The sequence below is a fragment of the Nocardioides fonticola genome (genome assembly GCF_039536805.1).
Lineage (GTDB): Bacteria > Actinomycetota > Actinomycetes > Propionibacteriales > Nocardioidaceae > Nocardioides > Nocardioides fonticola.
Genome location: NZ_BAAAZH010000028.1, coordinates 287,314 through 304,853, shown reverse-complemented (window position 1 = coordinate 304,853; position 17,540 = coordinate 287,314). Strand labels below are relative to the sequence as shown.

The 17,540-nt window shown below is 70.6% G+C and carries 16 protein-coding genes and 1 riboswitch; of the genes, 4 read left to right on the top strand and 12 right to left on the bottom strand.

The window, feature by feature from the left end:
* The 3 genes from ABD671_RS18670 to ABD671_RS18660 all read left to right on the top strand — a co-directional run bounded on the left by ABD671_RS18670 (position 1) and on the right by ABD671_RS18660 (position 2,267).
* Positions 1-780 (top strand): CbiQ family ECF transporter T component, encoded by a 780-nt coding sequence (locus ABD671_RS18670; RefSeq protein WP_344734958.1) that lies wholly within the window; start codon positions 1-3, stop codon positions 778-780.
* Entirely contained in the window at positions 777-1,610 is an 834-nt protein-coding gene (locus ABD671_RS18665) for an energy-coupling factor ABC transporter ATP-binding protein (protein ID WP_344734957.1), read from the top strand. Before ABD671_RS18670 ends, ABD671_RS18665 begins: the two co-directional genes overlap by 4 nt.
* Before the next feature lie 360 nt (positions 1,611-1,970).
* Positions 1,971-2,267, top strand: a complete 297-nt coding sequence (locus ABD671_RS18660) for a hypothetical protein (protein WP_344734956.1) — start codon at positions 1,971-1,973, stop codon at positions 2,265-2,267.
* A 79-nt stretch (positions 2,268-2,346) separates the two neighbouring features.
* Here the strand turns inward: ABD671_RS18660 and ABD671_RS18655 are convergent, their stop codons facing one another.
* Positions 2,347-2,505: a hypothetical protein gene (locus tag ABD671_RS18655; protein ID WP_344734955.1), complete on the bottom strand. Its 159-nt coding sequence runs from the start codon at positions 2,503-2,505 to the stop codon at positions 2,347-2,349.
* A 59-nt stretch (positions 2,506-2,564) separates the two neighbouring features.
* Between ABD671_RS18655 and ABD671_RS18650 the strand changes: the two genes are divergently transcribed.
* A complete protein-coding gene (locus ABD671_RS18650; RefSeq protein WP_344734954.1) occupies positions 2,565-3,965 on the top strand; it encodes a recombinase family protein in 1,401 nt (466 codons plus the stop codon).
* Between the two features lie 315 nt (positions 3,966-4,280).
* On the opposite strand, the gene ABD671_RS18645 is transcribed toward ABD671_RS18650, so the two are convergent.
* The 11 genes from ABD671_RS18645 to cobN all read right to left on the bottom strand — a co-directional run bounded on the left by ABD671_RS18645 (position 4,281) and on the right by cobN (position 17,368).
* Entirely contained in the window at positions 4,281-4,496 is a 216-nt protein-coding gene (locus ABD671_RS18645; RefSeq protein ID WP_344734953.1) for a hypothetical protein, read from the bottom strand.
* Positions 4,497-4,827: 331 nt separating this feature from the next.
* A complete protein-coding gene (locus ABD671_RS18640; RefSeq protein WP_344734952.1) occupies positions 4,828-5,379 on the bottom strand; it encodes a rolling circle replication-associated protein in 552 nt (183 codons plus the stop codon).
* Positions 5,380-6,006: 627 nt separating this feature from the next.
* Positions 6,007-6,468 carry a DUF4276 family protein gene (locus ABD671_RS18635; RefSeq protein WP_425574934.1) on the bottom strand — a complete coding sequence of 154 codons (462 nt, stop codon included), beginning with the start codon at positions 6,466-6,468 and terminating at the stop codon, positions 6,007-6,009.
* Between the two features lie 161 nt (positions 6,469-6,629).
* On the bottom strand, positions 6,630-7,961 hold the full coding sequence (locus ABD671_RS18630) for an AAA family ATPase (RefSeq protein WP_344734951.1): 1,332 nt from the start codon (positions 7,959-7,961) through the stop codon (positions 6,630-6,632).
* A 49-nt stretch (positions 7,962-8,010) separates the two neighbouring features.
* Positions 8,011-9,177, bottom strand: a complete 1,167-nt coding sequence (locus ABD671_RS18625) for an HNH endonuclease signature motif containing protein (protein ID WP_344734950.1) — start codon at positions 9,175-9,177, stop codon at positions 8,011-8,013.
* Positions 9,178-9,696: 519 nt separating this feature from the next.
* Positions 9,697-10,233 carry a bifunctional adenosylcobinamide kinase/adenosylcobinamide-phosphate guanylyltransferase gene (locus tag ABD671_RS18620; RefSeq protein ID WP_344734949.1) on the bottom strand — a complete coding sequence of 179 codons (537 nt, stop codon included), beginning with the start codon at positions 10,231-10,233 and terminating at the stop codon, positions 9,697-9,699.
* The gene (locus ABD671_RS18615) at positions 10,230-10,949 is read right to left on the bottom strand and encodes a cobalt-precorrin-6A reductase (protein ID WP_344734948.1); all 720 of its coding nucleotides are present in this window, start codon (positions 10,947-10,949) and stop codon (positions 10,230-10,232) included. The genes ABD671_RS18620 and ABD671_RS18615 overlap by 4 nt, the downstream gene beginning before the upstream one ends.
* Positions 10,946-12,442, bottom strand: a complete 1,497-nt coding sequence (locus ABD671_RS18610; protein ID WP_344734947.1) for a cobyric acid synthase — start codon at positions 12,440-12,442, stop codon at positions 10,946-10,948. Before ABD671_RS18610 ends, ABD671_RS18615 begins: the two co-directional genes overlap by 4 nt.
* The gene (locus ABD671_RS18605; protein WP_344734946.1) at positions 12,439-12,984 is read right to left on the bottom strand and encodes a 2'-5' RNA ligase family protein; all 546 of its coding nucleotides are present in this window, start codon (positions 12,982-12,984) and stop codon (positions 12,439-12,441) included. Before ABD671_RS18605 ends, ABD671_RS18610 begins: the two co-directional genes overlap by 4 nt.
* Positions 12,981-13,709 (bottom strand): SAM-dependent methyltransferase, encoded by a 729-nt coding sequence (locus tag ABD671_RS18600; protein WP_344734945.1) that lies wholly within the window; start codon positions 13,707-13,709, stop codon positions 12,981-12,983. The genes ABD671_RS18605 and ABD671_RS18600 overlap by 4 nt, the downstream gene beginning before the upstream one ends.
* Positions 13,706-17,368 (bottom strand): cobaltochelatase subunit CobN, encoded by a 3,663-nt coding sequence (gene cobN, locus ABD671_RS18595; RefSeq protein ID WP_344734944.1) that lies wholly within the window; start codon positions 17,366-17,368, stop codon positions 13,706-13,708. The genes ABD671_RS18600 and cobN overlap by 4 nt, the downstream gene beginning before the upstream one ends.
* 59 nt (positions 17,369-17,427) lie before the next feature.
* Positions 17,428-17,502: riboswitch (cobalamin riboswitch) on the bottom strand.
* Positions 17,503-17,540: the final 38 nt, after the last annotated feature.

The window sequence follows — 17,540 nt, the reverse complement described above, 5'->3', positions numbered from 1 at the left end:
GTGGCCGGGCTCTCCCTCGACGACACCGCCTGGACGAACCGCTGGCGCCACCGTTCGGTGGCCGAGAAGTCCGTGCTGTCGTTGGGATTGCTGCTCGTCGCGGTGACGGCGCGGACGCCGGTCACCGGTCTGCTCGTGGTCGTCGTCGCCACTGCGGTGGCCTGCCTGGGTGCCCGCATCCCCGTCGGCACCTGGGTGCGGGTGCTGCTCGCACCGGCGAGCTTCGTGCTGCTCGGGGTCGTCGGCATCGCGGTCACCCTCACGCCGTCCTCGACCGCCGGGTCCTCCGCGGCCGAGGTGTGGTGGACCGGTGGCCCGTTCGCCGTCACCGCCGTCTCGGCAGCGCAGGCGGGGGAGACCGCCGTACGGGCGATCGCCGGTGCATCGGCGGTGATGCTGCTGGCCTGCACCACGCCGATGCCGTACCTGCTCGGTGCGCTCTCGCGCGTGCCGGGCTTCGCGACGCTCGCCGAGATCGGCGGCGTGGTCTACCGCATGCTCTTCGGCCTGCTGCATGCCCAGGCGCGGGTGCGGGAGAGCCAGGCTGCCCGGCTGGGCTTCCGGACGCCGTCGGTGGCACGCCGTTCCATCGGTCTGCTGGCCGCCACCACGCTCGTCCGCGCCTGGACCGGTGCCCGTCGCCTCGAGGAGGGGCTCGCCGGGCGCGCACCGGCCGGCGTCCCGTTCGGCGCCCCGGCCACCGATGCGCTGCGGTGGGCCTTCGTCGTCCCGGCCGCCGTCGTCGTGCTCGCGACCGGCGTCGTCGGGTGGTTCGCGTGAGGGCGCTGCTCGCCGCCGCCGGGGTCGTCGTCGACCATCCTGGGTCGCCGCGGGTGCTCGACGGTCTCGACCTCACCCTCATCGCCGGACGCCGACTCGCCCTCCTCGGCGCCAACGGCGCCGGCAAGTCGACGCTGCTGCGCTGTCTCTCCGGCGCGCTGCGGCCCTCCTCCGGTGCCGTGCTGGTGGACGGCGAGCCGTTGCGCCACGACCGCCGCGGGCTCGCCCGGCACCGGCAGACCGTGCAGCTGGTGCTCCAGGATCCCGACGACCAGATCGTCGCCTCCGAGGTGCGCCACGACGTCGCCTACGGGCCGACCAACCTCGGACTGGACGCCGCCGAGGTCGCGACCCGGGTCGATCACGCCCTCGACGCCCTCGGCATCGCCGACCTCGCCCGGCGGCCGGTGCATCACCTGTCGTTCGGGCAGCGCAAGCGGGTCGCCCTCGCCGGCGCCGTCGCCATGGCGCCCCGGGTGCTGCTGCTCGACGAGCCCACCGCCGGCCTCGACCCGGCCGGCACGGTCGCCCTCTTGGAGACGATCGAGGTGCTCGAGGCCCGCGGCGTCACGGTCGCCCTGTCGACCCACGACCTCGACCTCGCCTGGCGCTGGGCCGACGAGGTCGCCGTCCTCGTCGGCGGCCGTGCCGTCGTCGGGGACCCCGGCGTCCTGCTCGCCGACGACGACCTCCTCCGCCAGGCCGCGCTCGCGTCCCCGTGGCAGGCCCGGGTGCTCCGGGCCGCGGGCGCGGCCATCCCCACCCCGCGTCCCCGGGACGCCGAGGACGTCGTCGCGGCACTGGGCATCCGGGAGTCCGCGATCGGTTGAGGTGCCAGCTCAAGCGGGCGGCTCCGATGGTCGAGGTGCGAACGTGAGCGGGCCGTGGCGGTGGTCGAGGTGCGAGCGCATGCGAGCCGCGAGACCCCCGCACCCGCACGCTCTCTGGTACCGGCCGGCGGTCGTCTCGCCGGGTCTCGCGGCTCGGCGCCGGGGCGCCTCGCACCTCGACCACCGGAGGCTGACTCACGGCTCGGCCGCCGGAGGGGCTTCGGGGCCCTCGCCTGGGTCAGCGACCGGATGGGTGCCCCGACGAGTGTCTGGACGCTGTGGGGTCGCCGGGAGGATGCTGGTACCGGAGGAGCGGAGGCGCCGCAGGGCGAGCCCGAGGCGGTTTCGGGGAGGAGCGACGTGAAGACCTGGGGCATCGCGCAGACGATGTGGTTCACGATCGCCGTCCATCTGCTCGCGCTCGGGATCGCGGTCGTGATGGTGTTCGCGGTCCATCTCCCGCGGCTCGGCTGGCTACCGGTCGTGTCTCTCGCGGTCGGAGGCGTGGTCGGCTCAGCCGCTCTCGCTGGTTCGGACGTCCGCAGGTTCGGGGTCGGGTGCCTCCTCGGCACGACGGTCTCCGTGGTGGTGTTCGCCGCCCTGCTGGTGCTCTTCTTCGTGCAGTACTTCGTGATCGGCGGGCACGAGCTGTCCTGAGGCAGACCCGTTCGACGGCGTATCTCAACCACGAACGGCGCGTCCGGGCAGCACGACGGGCCCGAGCCCCGGGTGGGGTTCAGGCTGTCGTGGTCAGGCGCGTGGTGCCGGTGGTTGTGCGGAGGTAGTGCTGGCCGTGGGGGCTGGTCCAGAGATAGCTGGCGCCGCCGGTGCCGGGTGGTCCGCTGGTGTCGTTCGCATCGACGGGTGTGTAGGTCCAGCCGTGGTGGGTCTTCACACGGTGGTGGCGTCGGCAGAGCGCGGCGAGGTTCCTGTCAGGTTCTTAAGCTGACCGCCATGGGTGGGGTGGCTAGGGCGGGACTGTACGCGCGGATCTCTCAGGACACCGACGGGACGGGTTTGGGGGTCGCGCGGCAGTTGGAGGACTGTCACCGGTTGGCGGACTCGTTGGGGTGGCCGGTGGCTGGTGAGTACGTGGACAACGACATCTCGGCGTACTCGGGCAAGCGGCGTCCGGAGTACCAGCGGATGCTCAGCGACATCGCGGACGGGGTGATCGACGCGGTGATCGTCTACCACCTCGACCGGCTGACGAGGCGGCCGTTGGAGTTGGAACAGTTCCTCGCCGTGCTCGACCAGGCCGGGGTCCGCAACGTCCGGTTCGTCTCCGGGCCAGCGGACCTGAGCACCGGGGACGGGCTGTTGGTGGTGCGGATGCTGGCCGCGGTTGCTGCGAATGAGTCGGCGTCGAAGGCACGGCGGATCATGCGCAAGAACGACCAGTCCGCGGCCGCGGGTCAGCCGCATCGGGGCTCGACTCGACCGTTCGGGTACGAGGCCGACTTCGTGACCATCAACCCGACGGAGGCGCAGATCGTGCGCGAGGTCGCGGCCCGCTACATCGCTGGGGAATCGCTGCGCTCTGTCGCGACCGATCTGAACGCGCGTGGGATCCCGACGGTGCGGGGTTCGGAGTGGCGGACCAGCACGCTGCGCAACGTGCTGGTCAACCCGCGCTATGCCGGGCAGCGGGTCCACCGGGGGCAGATTGTGGGGCCGGGGATCTGGGAGCCGATCCTCTCGATGGAGGACCACCGCCGCATTCTCGCGGTATCGGCGGAGAAGCAGCGTGCCGGACGACGCACCCCTCAGCGGTACCTGCTGTCGGGGCTGTTGCGGTGCAGCCGTTGCGGGAAGCCCATGTACTCATCCGCACGGGTCAACCGGCGCCGCTACGTATGCATCGCAGGTCCCGACCACGGCGGGTGCGGGCGGATGACGATCTCAGCCGAGCCGGTCGAGGAGATCCTGGCCGAGGCGGTGCTCTACCGCCTCGACAGCCCCGACCTGATCGCGGCGATGACCGGACGCGACAGCACCGACGCCCAGACCCAAGCGGTGACCGCCGAGTACGACGCCGCGCAGGCAAGGATGGAAGAACTAGCCACCATGTACGGCGCCGGGGAGATCACCAAGACCGAATGGCTGACCGCGAAACGCCCCCTCCAGCAGCGCCTCGAACACGCCGCCCTGCGCCTGGCGAGGTTGACCAAGACCTCTGCGCTGACCGGGCTGGTCGGCAACGGCGACCAGCTCCGGGCCTCGTGGGCCGAGCTGAACCTGTCGCGTCAACACGCGATCGTGAAGGCAGTGCTCGACCACGCCATCATCAAGCCCGGCAGCCCCCGCGCCATGGTCGTCGAGCTCGACCGCATCGAACCTGTCTGGCGACTCTGACCCCGACAACAACCGCAGCCCGGAGACGTCAACGACTGTTGACTCGGTTGGACCGTCAACGGCGGTTGACGGCGACAGCCGACAGCCGACAGCCAGCGAACAGCAGGCCGCGGAACGCGATGCGCGGGTGATGTGTACCCGGGTCGGGGGTGTGGTCGGGCACGGGTCGGCGTTGCCGCTCCCCCACGCGGGGAAAGGCGCCCCGCGCGGGGCCCCTGCGGACCCGAGAGACGCCGCCCCGTCCCGCGCCCGACCACACGACCACACGGCATACGGCACACGGCACACGGGTAGTCGGGAGTTGGTGGCTGCGGGTCAGAAGCCTTCGAAGTGGGTCGGGCCGAACGCGCCGGTCGCACCGCACCGCACACACCGCCAGCAGTCCGCGTCCGCGCGTTCCTCGCGCGGCATCATCCCCAACAGCGACGCCGCCTCGCCCAGGCCGAGGACCCCGATCGCTTCCCGGCCGGTGAACCACGACAACACCCGACACCCGCAATCGGTGCACTCCGATCGGAACAACTGCGCCAACGCCAGATCCAGCCGGACCGGCTCACCGCCAATCCGCTCATCACCAGCACGCTCACTACCTGGCCGTTGCCCCGGTCCGGGCTGGTGCGGGCGGTAGTGACGTCGTGCTCGTCGGTTGCTCATGATGCGTGCCTGACTTCCCCGCGGTCCGGGGTCGGGGCCCCGTCCGCGCTGCGCTTGCCGTTCGGGTCCCCGACCCCGTTTCCGAGAAGGACCGCGACCTGGGCCACGACCCGCCGATCACCGATCCGCACCTCGACGCCCTGCGCCCGACACGACGCCTCGACCCACGCCGCGATCGCAGCACGGTCCGGGATGTCGCTTCGGCTGGTCATGCCCACTGCGCCCACACCGCCGGCGGTCCCTGCCACGCCGGCTCGAGGTCTGAATGCCACACCCGCAACGGAGAGACCTGCCCGAGCAGGTCACTGGCTTGCCCCAACACATCACGGGCGCTGATGCCCTCGACCCGGACCTTGACCGGGGTGAACCCCTGCGCCACGTCATAGCGATGACGGCCCTTGAGCCGGTGATCGTTGAACGACTTCGCCACGTACTTCGACAGATACCCCGCCGCCCGGCGTGCCTCGCCCCGCACCCCCTGACCCACTCCGACATCGGAGAGGAGCTTGATGTGGACGAACCCGTGCCCCCACGCAGCCTCGATGTCGCGGCGCCGCAGATACCGACCGGCTGCGAAGTGCAGATGCAGCCGCTGCCCATCGGCATGGAACTCCGGCACCCACGCGTACGGGAAGGGCTCACCCACGACCGCCCGCAACAGCCGAAAGAACACCCCCACATCCGCGCGCGCCTGCCCCGGATCGGTGCAGAACGGCGGAGCGTAGGTCAACGTCCCCAACCGGTTCAGCCCGTTCGCCACGCAGTAGCGACGAAGCCGACCCCGAGCACGACGGGCAGCCTCACGGCGTGACCGTTCCGGATCACCCACCCCCACCGACCGGGCGCCACCCACCGGCCGACGCGAGGGCACGAAACACCCGCCACCCTCAGCAGCCGCCGGGTACAGCGACAACAACCACCCAGCCCGACCCGCATCACGATCAACCACCACCGGCCGACCAGACGCCGCAGCCCCACCCGAACCGGGAGAACCGGACCCCGCACCAGGAGGACCGACCGGAGGCGAGTCAGACGACGGGACAGACGGTGGGACAGATGGTGGGTCAGTAGGCGTAGACGGGACAGACAACGAGACCTCGCACGAGCGCAGCGACAGGGAATCGCTGGTCCCGTGCAGTGCCCCTACGCCGATCGGTACCACCAGCCGCGCCGTGCACCACCAACAGCGCCACTGCCGATGCCCTGCCCGCGGACTCACCATGGGTAGCAGGGCCGAATCTCATCATCTACGCCCGGGCTCTCCCCGGCCTCTTCGAACCAAGCCCGACCATCATCACCCCAACCCGCCTAGACCACAACCACCAACACGGAACGACCCAACCCCACCACGGGAGCAGGCCGTTCCGAGTTGTGTTGCTGATTCAAGTCAAGGAGCTACGGCGCGCTTGCAACCAGCGGCGTACGCTGAGACCTCGAGAACATGCAAGAAGTGTCGCAGACTTCTGCTGTGCATTGCGGCGCGCCGAACATCAAGTTTCCGGCAGACTCTTTCGGCGTCCGCGACTTTGTCGTAGTCCTTACCGATCGCCATCTCCTTCATGAGCAGCAGGCCGTCGACCGCATCAGCCTTGTTTGGTTCAACCTTTCGCCTGCGTGCAGCTGTCACGGCGAATCGCTTTGGCTGAGCAGAAAGCGAATCCATGTCAGCGACTAGCCAATTCTCGAAAAGCCGATCCTTGTAGACAACACGAACCCGTGTTCCCGCGCCGCAGTGAGTCGCCAACGCAGTCTCAACATCGGCTGCAAGCTTTCCCGGGAGGTCGCTTTGCTGCTCACGATCCAAGAGCACGATGACTAGGTCCGCTCCTTGGGCCACAGCGATCGCCACGCGCGACTTGCAAGACCTCGCAATCGTGCCCGCAGGGGCATCGGGCTGGACGGGAACCTTCAACGGCTTCAACACCGTGTGCGGGCTAAGGGAATTGAGCTGATCTACAATTAACGGAAGAGCGCGAAACTCGGCGTCGCCTTCAGTGAGAACCACAACTTTCACTCGTCATCCCTGTCCTCGTGTCGAGAATCAGCGAATCCCCGCGGTACGGCCTCCTGGATTGCCCCGCTGTCATAGAGTTCAAAGAGCTCAAAATTGCCATTTGCGACCGCTTCCCGCAACTGAGGAGCGAACTCAAATAGAGGACGAATGACGCTTCTTCCGCTCTTTATGGTCATTAGCCGTACGACTGCAGGGTTGACGTAGTTTAGAAGTACAGGTGAGTGCGTGGTCGCTATAATCTGCTTCGGCGAACCGTTGCGCTGGCAGATGTCGATGATTCGACGAAGGATCCACGGGTGGACAGCATTCTCCGGTTCCTCAATCGCGAGAAGCGGATGCCTCGTATCAAATAGCGCAATGAACAGAGCCAGACTCTGCATGGTGCCGTCCGACACCTCATTGGTGTTCCATGGCCTCCCGACGCCTCTTTCACGGAACTGCAAAGCGAGACGACGATCCTCGGTGTATGCAACCTCGATCTCCTCTAGGCCCGGCATGATGTCGCGCATCGCCTGCTGAACTTGGGCCCACGAGGATCGGTCATTGCGAAGAAGGTGGTTCGCCGCGCCAGGAAGGTTCTCCCCGTGTCGTTCCAACACGGCATTAGGCGTCGGCACACCGGAGGTTCTGCACTGGTGGGGCGAGAGTTGGAAGACGCGGGTTCCTCCTACAGCGTGCCGAATCTCGGAGAATAGGCCACTATAGGCAAAGTTCGTGGTGATCAGCTGCGTCGACGTTCGAGGACGCTCGGAGATGAATTCCGAAAACCGAGTATCAAAGAACGGATCCAGCAATTCTCGAATGTAGGGATTGAGTTTCGCCCTGGTTCGGTGAATCGCAACTTTCCCGTCCCGCTCGCGCTCAACTCGGAGTAGGCGTCGGCCCCGGCTGTCATGGACTTCGAAATCGTCCGAGACGATCTCGAAGTCCGAGACCAATGCCTGGCTCGCCGTTCCCAAGGTAAACCGGTGGCGATATGTGAGGAACTCGCCAACGTCGAGAGGATTTTCACTATTCAATTTGTGGAGCCATGGATACTTTTTCGGAATGTCGTCTAGGTCAGCCCTCGAAACTTTCACTTCGATCTGCAGTGCAACAGGTCGCTTGGCGCGTCGGGTGCGTCGATGTGCGATGTTGTCATATCCGCCCGACCGGCCCACGGCGAACTCCAGCCCGTCTTCATAGACCTCTCCAATGAAGTTAAGGCCGTCGATGAAGTTGCTTTTTCCTGCCCCGTTTGGGCCCGTTATCACGGTGAATTTGTCGAGTTTGCACGAGACGTCGTACAGCGACTTGAAGGCTTCGAACCTCACGTTGGTGACGTGCATAGAACCGACCGTAGTCGTCTGGACCCCTGCTTCCGAGCAGCTTCTGGTCCTAGATGTGGGTGTACGTGCAACTTGCGAGGTTGTCTGTACTGGTGGTTCCGCCTTCGTCCCACGGGACGATGTGGTCGATGTCGGCGCTGCGTGCGGGCCTGGTGCAGTGGGGGAAGACGCAGGTGACGTCTCGCAGGATCACCTGCTCGCGGAGGAGTGTGGGGATCTCGTAGGACTCACTCGACCGCTGCTCTGCGAGGTCGAGGACGGGTCGGACGACGATCTGGGTGTCGGGGTCGGTGCACCAGGACCGGAGGGTGTCGAGGTCGAGGGCGGTGCGGGTGTTCTCGACGCGGGCGATTGTTCCGAAGGGGTTCTGGCCGGGTGCGTGGTTGATGTGGACGTAGAGCTGGAGGGTCCGCTTGGACCGCACCGGCTCAGCCGTTCCAACCGAGTCGAAGGTCAACGAGGCTTCGCGTCGGGCGAGTTCGCCGAGTGCCATGGCCCGGCGAGCGTCCAACGACTCCTCGCAACCCAGGTCCTTCAACTGGGCGGCGACCGCGGCGAGGGCGTCCTCGAGGTCCAACGCGTCGGCCAGATCGAGGGCGCCTTCGATGTCGACCCTGCCGTGGAAGTCGACGTGGCGGGAGTAGATGGTGACGTGTCGTTTGTCGTCAGCCGCTTCGCGCCTGGCCTTGAGGAGCTCGGGGTCGGCTTCGGCTTCAGCTGCTCTGACGGTCTGCTCGATGCCGCGTCCCCCGATGGAGTGCGCGAACGACGCCAACCGCTGGTCCACAAGGTCGACGGCTTCGGGTGAGAGCAGTCGGGTGGCTTGGGCGATCTTCCGCGCCCGCCACACCGGCACCTCACCGGCCTCCACACGTCGCCAGCACCGCGGCAGACGGGCAGCGAGTTCGAGGGCGTCGCCGATGTAGTAATGCCCGGCATCAGTGGACAGGCCGATCGCGGCGGCGAACTCATCGATGCAGAACTCCGCCACCAGAGGAGCGCCTTCACCAGCGATGGCCACCTCGCGTTCGGTGCCGGGCACACACGCGCTGTCCCACTCATCAGTCGCGGGGTGGGCGAGAGCCCACTGGGCGGCGGCAATGAACACGGATCGTTCGGCGTCGTCGGCCACCACCCGCGCGTCACGCGCGAGGACCAGGAGGGACCGCGGGTCACGCGGGTCCAGTTCTTCCTGGTGTGGAGTGGTGGAGGCCATGCCTCAGTCTACTCGAACAGGTGTTCGAACACAAGGTTCTGAGCGACTGAATGTCGCGAGTTTCGGCTGCCTTCCGGCTTGCTGGGCTTCGAGGCCCTCGCCCGGGGGCTCGGGCACCTCAGCCACCGGTCGGGGCCCGGAGATCGCTTCATGCAGGCGGTCGGGTCGCCGGGTCTCGCGGCTCGGCGCTGGGGCGCCTCGCACCTCGACCACCGGAACTGAGGCGGGGCCGCGACGCCGCACCCGAGAGACAGCGGCAACAACCCACCCGCGTAGCCAGCGCCTTTCACCCGGAGCAGACGGCGACCCGAACACCGAGCGCAACCCGGCACCTCCGTAGCCGGCGCCTTTCGACCGAAGCAAGGAGGGAGCCGGGGGCATATACGCAGTGACGACGGCGTCCCCGCCGAAGCAGCCCGCCTCACCGGGTCTCGCGGCTCGGCGCTGGGGCGCCTCGCACCTCGACCACCCGAAGCGGCTCGGCGCCGGCGCGCCTCGCACCTCGACCACCATGCCCACCTACAACCTGAGCACCCGCCCCGCCACCACCAGATGCACCTCGTCGCACACGCCGGCGACGGCCTGGTTCACCCGGCCCAGCTGGTCGCGGAAGATCCGGCCGGAACGGTGGGCGGGGATGACACCCCAGCCCACCTCGTTCGTCACCAGGACGACGTCCCGGTCGGCCGGCAGTGAGCCCAGGGCCGCACTGAGGACGCCGGTCGCGGCACCGACCACCGCGTCGATCTCGGACGACGGCGCGTCCCACAGGCCGTGGTCGTCGAGCAGCCGGGTGAGCCAGGTGCCGAGGCAGTCGACCAGCACGGCACCTGAGGTCGCGGTGAGCGCCGCGGCCACGTCGCCGGTCTCCAGCGTCGTCCAGGACGCCGGACGCGCGGCGCGGTGGGCGTCGATGCGAGCGGCCCAGTCGGGGTCGGCGACGGGATCGGGCACCGGCCCGGGAGCCACGTAGGTGACGGCGGCGGCGTCGGCGAGCAGGGTCTCCGCGTGGCGCGACTTGCCGCATCGCACGCCGCCGGTGACGAGCACCCTCATCGCAGGGATCCCAACCAGGCAAGGGCTTCGGGCACCGAGGCGACCAGCGGGACGCCGGCCGGCGGGGCCGGGCGACGCACCACCACGACCGGCAGGTCGAGGCGGGTCGCCGCGTCGAGCTTCGCCTGCGTCATCGCTCCTCCGGAGTCCTTGGTGACCAGCACGTCGACGCCATGCTCCCGCATGAGAGCGAGCTCCCCGTCGAGCGTGTACGGCCCGCGGTCGAGCAGCAGTCGCCAGGACGACGGCACCGCGACCTCGGGCGGGTCGACGACCCGCGCGACCACCGAGTGGGTGGCGAGGGGGCCCGCGAACGCACCGAGATCCTGACGCCCCACGGTGAGGAACGGACGCCGTCCGAGTTGCGCCGTGCGTCGCGCGGCTGATGGATGGTCGTGCACGATCCGCCAGCCCGGCCGCGGCTCCCAGCCCGGCCGCGCCAACCGCACCAGCGGGACGACGTCGCACGCGGCGGCCGCGTTCGTACTGATCCGCCGCGCGAACGGATGGGTGGCATCGACCACCGCATCGAAGGACGCAGCCACCTGCCGCAGCCCCTCGGCGCCGCCGAACCCGCCGATGCGCACCTCGCCGACCGGAAGCCGCGGCCGTGCGACCCGGCCGGCCAGCGAGCTCACCACGTGATCGCCCCGCGCGACCAGGGCGGCGGCGAGATCGCGCGCCTCCCCGGTGCCGCCGAGCACCAGCACCCTCATGCGTCCTCCCGCGTCGATCCGGGCGGCAGCACCGGCAACCCCGACGGCGCACCCGACTGCGCCAGGGCCAGCAGGCCCTCGACGTCGAGGTGCTCCTCGACGAGGTCGCCGAGCAGGTCCAACCGTGCTTCCCGCGCCGCCTCGAACGAGACGGGATCAGCAGGAGCGGGGCGATCGAGCATCGCCGCGAGCAGTGCCGTGCGCAGCGCGTCGCCCTCCAACGCCCCGTGCCACATCGTGCCGAACACCCGCCCGGCACGCGCACCGCCGAGGAACGGCTCACCGCCGTGGACGGTGATGCGCCCGTGGTGGATCTCGTAGCCCGACGCCGGCACACCCAGCGCCGAACCGGTCGGCAGCCGCAGGTTCTTCTCCACGGCGAAGTCGGTGCGCACCTCCAGCAGCCCCAGGCCGTCGACGACGGCACCGGCCGCGCCCTCGACGCCGTGCGGGTCGGCGATGACGCCCCCGAGCATCTGGAAGCCGCCGCAGATGCCGAGTACCGGCCGACCGCGCGCCGCATGGGCGGTGATCGCCGTATCGAGGCCGCGCGACCGCACCCAGGCCAGGTCGCTGATCGTCGCCCGCGTGCCCGGCAGCACCACCAGGTCGGCGTCCGCGACATCGCGCGGATCGGAGGCGAAGACGACGTCGAGGTCGGGCTCGAGCCCGAGGGCGTCGACGTCGGTGAAGTTGCTGATGCGCGGCAGGCGCACCACCGCCACCCGGTAGCGCGAGCCGGACGACGAGGCCCGCCGCGCGTCGAGCTTCAGCGCGTCCTCCGAGTCCAGCCACAGCGACGGATGCCACGGCAGGACGCCGTACCCGCGGCGTCCCAGGAGCCCCTCGATGTCGCGCAGACCCGGCTCCAGCAGCGACAGATCGCCCCGGAACTTGTTGACCACGAACCCCGCCACGAGCCGCTGATCGGCGGGGGAGAGCAGCGCGACCGTGCCGTGGAGGGCGGCGAAGAGCCCGCCGCGGTCGATGTCGCCGACCACCACGACCGGCAGGTCGGCATGCCGGGCCAGCCCCATGTTCACGAAGTCGCTGGAGCGGAGGTTGATCTCGGTGGGGCTGCCCGCACCTTCGGCGACCACCACCTCCACCCGGGCAGCGAGGTCGTCGTAGGCGGCGTGCGCGGCCACCGCGAGGTGACGGCGTCCCTCGACCCAGTCGCTCGACGACACCGCACCCGCAGGGCGTCCCATCAGCACGACATGGCTGCGCCGATCGGAGCCCGGCTTGAGCAGCACCGGGTTCATCGCGGGCTCGGGTTCGATGCGCGCGGCCCGGGCCTGGATCCACTGCGCCCGGCCGATCTCGGCCGTCGTGCCGTCGGGCGCCGCGCACACCATCGAGTTGTTCGACATGTTCTGCGCCTTGTACGGCGCCACCCGCACCCCGCGGCGCGCGAACGCCCGGCACAGTCCGGTGGTCACGATGCTCTTGCCGGCATCCGAGGTCGTGCCGGCGATCAGCAGCCCGCTCACGCCGCCCCCAGCGGGAAGGACGCGAGCACCCGGCAGTCGTCGTTCGCCCACCACTGCAGGTCGATCCGCTCGACCGCGAGGTCCACCGGCAGCAGGTCGGCGATCGCCGCGTGCACGGTCTCGGGTGTCACCTCGGGCCCGCGCCGATCGAGCGTCACGTGCGGCACGACGTCGTCGTACGCCCCGCCGTAGGGCGGATAGGCCGGGAACGCCTCGACGAGCCGCGCCGTCAACGCCCGCAGGCCGTCGTCCGGCTCCGGCACCAGATGCAGGACGCCGTCGGGGAACTCGCCGATGCGCGCCAGCCGCACCGAGAAGGACGCCGTCTCGCGGGCGATCCGCTCGACGACGCCGAGGTCGGACGCCGTCGGCTCGGCGATCCACGGCGCCAGCACCGTGAGGTGCGCGTGCACGAAGGTCGGGTCGGCGGAGACGAAGGAGGGGTCGTAGAAGGCGGTGCGCTCCCGCACGAACGGCTCCAGCGCGGGCACCGGGATCGCCAGCACGGTATGACCGTCGGTGCGGCTGCCGTCGGCGCTCATGCCGGCGGCCGCAGCAGCGCGAGGTCCATCACCCAGCCGGCCGCGGCCCGGGCCCGAGCGCGCGCGGCACCCATCGCCGGCAGCAGATCGCCGACCCGCCCGTGCAGCAGCTCCTCCGTCGGCGCGCCGAGGTTCGCGCCCCACCACGCCGTCCAGTCCTCGGCGCCGGCGTAGTCGGGCTCGCCGGTCAGCATGACGACGACGTTGGGATGGCGCGCGGCCACGGCCTCCGGCAGCCGGCGCGCGGTCGTGACGACGACCGGTTCGCCGACCCCGTGCAGCACCACGCCGTGCCGGGCGGCCAACGCCTGCGGAGCGCTGATGCCGGGCAGCACCTCGACCTCCAGGGGCAGCACGACGGCGATGCGCTCCAGCAGACGCAGCGTGGAGTCGTAGAGCGACGGGTCACCCCACACCAGCAGCCCGGCCACGCCGCCGCGCGCGGCCAGCACCTCGCCGAGAGCGGCCGCCCGCGCGTCATGCCAGGCCGCCACCGCGTCGCCGTAGGCGGCGTCGTCGGCCACGGTGCGGTCGCGCGGGGGATCGGCCACCACCACCGTCGGCACCCCGGCGGCGTCGGCGATCGTGCGGCGCACCGCGAGCAGCGGGTCGTCGTCCCGCTTCTCCAGGGCGGCCACGTAGTCGCAGCCCGCCAGTGCGGCGGCCACCTCGGGGGTGACGTGCTGGGGACCCATGCCGATGCCCAGCACCCGCACGACCGTCACGGGCGCTCCTCGGGCCCGCCCTCGAGCTCGCCCTCGACCTCGAGGTAGACCGCCTGCATCGCGGCGAGCACGTCGGGGTCGGGCTCGGCCCACAGCCCGCGGTCGGCCGCCTCGTGCAGCCGCTCGACGATGCCGCGCAACGCCCACGGGTTCGAGCGGCGCAGGAACTCCTGGGTCTCGGCGTCGAGCACGTACTCGTGCGCCAACTTGTCGTACATCCAGTCCTGGACGACGCCCGCGGTGGCGTCGTAGCCGAAGAGGTAGTCGACCGTGGCGGCCAGCTCGAAGGCGCCCTTGTAGCCGTGGCGGCGCATCGCGCCGATCCAGCGCGGGTTCACCACCCGGGCCCGGAACACGCGCGCGGTCTCGGCCGCCAGCGTGCGGGTGCGCACGGCGTCCGGCGTCGTCGAGTCGCCCACGTAGGCGGCCGGTTCGACGCCGGTGAGCGCTCGCACCGTGGCGATCATCCCGCCGTGGTACTGGAAGTAGTCGTCGGAGTCGGCGATGTCGTGCTCGGCGGAGTCCATGTTCTTCGCCGCCACCTGGATGCGCTTGAACGCGGTGCGCATGTCGTCGGCGGCGGGTCGGCCGTCGAGGTCGCGGCCGTAGGCGAAGCCGCCCCAGGTCGTGTAGACCTCGGCGAGGTCGGCGTCGTCGCGCCACGAACCCGACTCCACCACCTGGAGGATGCCGGCGCCGTAGGAGCCCGGCTTGGAGCCGAAGATGCGCGTGGTCGCCCGGCGCTCGTCGCCGTGCTCGGCCAGATCGGCCTGGGCGTGGGCCCGCACGTAGTTCAGCTCGTCCGGCTCGTCGAGGCCCGCCACGAGCCGGACGGCGTCGTCCAGCATCGCCACGACGTGCGGGAAGGCGTCGCGGAAGAAGCCGGAGATGCGCACGGTCACGTCGATGCGCGGTCGGCCGAGCTCCTCGAGGTCGACGACCTCCAGTTCGCGCACCCGACGCGACGCCTCGTCCCACTGCGGACGCACACCCAGCAGCGCCAGCACCTCGGCGACGTCGTCGCCGCTGGTGCGCATCGCCGAGGTGCCCCACACGCTCAAGCCGACCGAGGTCGGGAACGCGCCGGTCTGCTCGACGTGGGTGCGCAGCAGCGACTCCGCCAGCGCCTGCCCGGTCTGCCAGGCCAGCCGCGAGGGCACCGCACGGGGGTCGACGGTGTAGAAGTTGCGGCCGGTGGGCAGCACGTTCACCAGGCCGCGCAGCGGCGATCCCGACGGTCCGGCCGGCACGAACCCGCCGTCGAGCGCATGCAGGACGCCGTCCAGCTCCTCGGTGGTGCGCCGCAGTCGCGGCACCACCTGGCGGGCCGCGAAGTCGAGCACCTGCTGCACCGACGGGTCGTCGTGCAGGGTCGGGACGACGGCCGGGTCCCATCCGGCGGACTGGAGCGCGAGCACCAGCTCGCGGGCCCGGGCCTCGGTCTCGTCGACGGCCGCGAGCTCCGCGCCCTCCTTGAGTCCCAACGCCGCCCGCAGACCGGGCACCGCGTTGCCGACCCCGCCCCACACCTGCGCGGCGCGCAGGATCGAGAGCACGAGGTTCGCCTCGCCTGCGTCGTCCGGCGCCTGGCCGAGCACGTGCAGCCCGTCGCGGATCTGGGCGTCCTTGATCTCGCACAGCCAGCCGTCGACGTGCAGCAGGAAGTCGTCGAACTCCTCGTCGTCGGGGCGCTCCTCCAGGCCGAGGTCGCGGTGCATCTCGGCGCTGCGCATGAGCTGCCAGATCTCCCCGCGCACCGCCGGCAGCTTCGCGGGGTCCATGGCGGCGATGTTGGCGTGCTCGTCGAGCAGCTGCTCCAGGCGCGCGATGTCGCCGTAGCTCTCCGCACGCGCCATCGGCGGCACGAGGTGGTCGACGATGGTGGCGTGCGCCCGGCGCTTGGCCTGCGCGCCCTCGCCGGGGTCGTTGACGAGGAAGGGGTAGATCAGCGGCAGGTCGCCGAGCGCCGCGTCGGTGGCGCAGGACGCCGACAGCGCGGCGTTCTTGCCCGGCAGCCACTCCAGCGACCCGTGCTTGCCCAGGTGCACGATCGCGTCGGCCCCGAAACCGCGCTCGATCCACCGGTAGGCGCCGAGGTAGTGGTGGCTCGGCGGGAGGTCGGGGTCGTGGTAGATCGCCACCGGGTTCTCCCCGAAGCCGCGCGGGGGCTGGATGAGGATGACGATGTTGCCGGCCCGCAGGGTCGCGAGCACCAGGTCGCCGGCGTCGTCGACGAAGAGACGTCCGGGTGCGGGGCCCCACGCCCGCTCCATCGCCTCGCGCAGGTCGGCGGGCAGGTGCGCCGTCCACTCGCGGTACTCGGCAGGGGAGATGCGGGCGTGCGCGGCTCCGAGCTGCGCGGTGGTCAGCCACTCCTCGTCCTGGCCGCCGGCGGCGATGAGGGCGTGGATCAACGCGTCGCCGGCCTCGGCATCGTCGGCGTGCCCGTCGAGGTCGAGGAGGCGGTGGACGTCGAACTCCCCGCCGCGCGGGCCGAGGTCGTAGCCGGCGTCGCGGAGGCGGCGCAGCAGCCGGATCGCGGAGACCGGGGTGTCGAGGCCGACCGCGTTGCCGATGCGGGCGTGCTTGGTCGGGTAGGCCGAGAGCACGAGCGCCAGGCGCTTCTCGGCGTTCGGCAGACGCCGCAGCCGCGCATGGCGCACCGCGATGCCCGCCACGCGAGCGCACCGCTCGGGGTCGGCGACGTAGCGCGGCAGCCCGTCGGCGTCGAACTCCTTGAAGGAGAAGGGGGCGGTGATCAGGCGCCCGTCGAACTCGGGGATCGCGATCTGGGTGGCGGCGTCCATGGGGGAGACGCCGTCGTCGGAGGCCTCCCACTCCTCCCGGCTGGAGGTGAGGCAGAGCGCCTGGAGCACCGGGATGTCGAGGGCGGCGAGCCGCTCGACGTCCCACGACTCGTCGTCGCCGCCGGCGCTGGCGGCCGCCGGCACGCTGCCGCCCGCGGCCAGCACGGTCACCACGAGCGCGTCGAGGGTGCCCAGGGTGGCGATCAGCTCGTCTGGCGCGGCGCGCAGGGATCCGGCGAAGACCGGCACGCCGACGGCCTGCCCGGTCGCGTCGATCGCATCGGCCAGCGCGTGCACGAACGCGGTGTTCCCGCTCGCCTCGTGCGCCCGGTAGTACAGGACGCCGACGCGCGGCAGGTCCGTGCCGTCCACGGTCGCGGACGACGACCGCGCAGCCACCCCCCACTCCGGGACGACGGCGGGCGGGTCGAAGCCGCGCCCGGTGAGCAGCACGGTGTCGGTGAGAAACGCGTGCAGCTGCGCCAGGTTCGCCGGCCCGCCCTCGGCGAGGTACCGGTGGGCCTCGGCGGCGACGCCGACGGGCACGGTCGAGAGCTCCATGAGCGCGGCGTCGGGGGTGCGCTCACCGCCGAGCACCACGATCGGCACCCCGGAGTCGCGGGCCGCGGCGAACCCGCGGCACAGGTCGTGCGGCGAGCCGAGGATGCGGGCGACCACGAGGTCGCAGGAGCCGAACACCTCACCCATCTCCTGGTGCCCGGGGCGGGCCGGGTTGGCCGGCACCCAGGCGGCGCCGCTGGCGCGGGCCGAGAGCAGGTCGGTGTCGGAGGTGGAGACCAGCGCTATGCGCAGGTCCTCCGAGAGCGTGCGGTCGGGCAGGGATGCAGGCATGCGCCGGTGATCCTCCTTCGGGGTTCTCGCCCCGTCGAACGGTGGGAATCACTCGTGCGCAGTATCTGGCTGGTCGTGGCCGGAGCCTCGACATCACAGTGGCGGAACCGCCCCGGAATCGCACCGGGTTCCTGTCCGCACGAGCGTGGTCCGCACCCTACGGGATGCGGAC

Coding starts and splice junctions, on each gene's coding strand:
- ABD671_RS18650 (WP_344734954.1), top strand. CDS start 2,565: ATGGGTGGGGTGGCTAGGGCGGGACTGTACGCGCGGATCTCTCAGGAC.
- ABD671_RS18630 (WP_344734951.1), bottom strand. CDS start 7,961: ATGCACGTCACCAACGTGAGGTTCGAAGCCTTCAAGTCGCTGTACGAC.
- ABD671_RS18625 (WP_344734950.1), bottom strand. CDS start 9,177: ATGGCCTCCACCACTCCACACCAGGAAGAACTGGACCCGCGTGACCCG.
- ABD671_RS18620 (WP_344734949.1), bottom strand. CDS start 10,233: ATGAGGGTGCTCGTCACCGGCGGCGTGCGATGCGGCAAGTCGCGCCAC.
- ABD671_RS18615 (WP_344734948.1), bottom strand. CDS start 10,949: ATGAGGGTGCTGGTGCTCGGCGGCACCGGGGAGGCGCGCGATCTCGCC.
- ABD671_RS18605 (WP_344734946.1), bottom strand. CDS start 12,984: ATGAGCGCCGACGGCAGCCGCACCGACGGTCATACCGTGCTGGCGATC.
- cobN (WP_344734944.1), bottom strand. CDS start 17,368: ATGCCTGCATCCCTGCCCGACCGCACGCTCTCGGAGGACCTGCGCATA.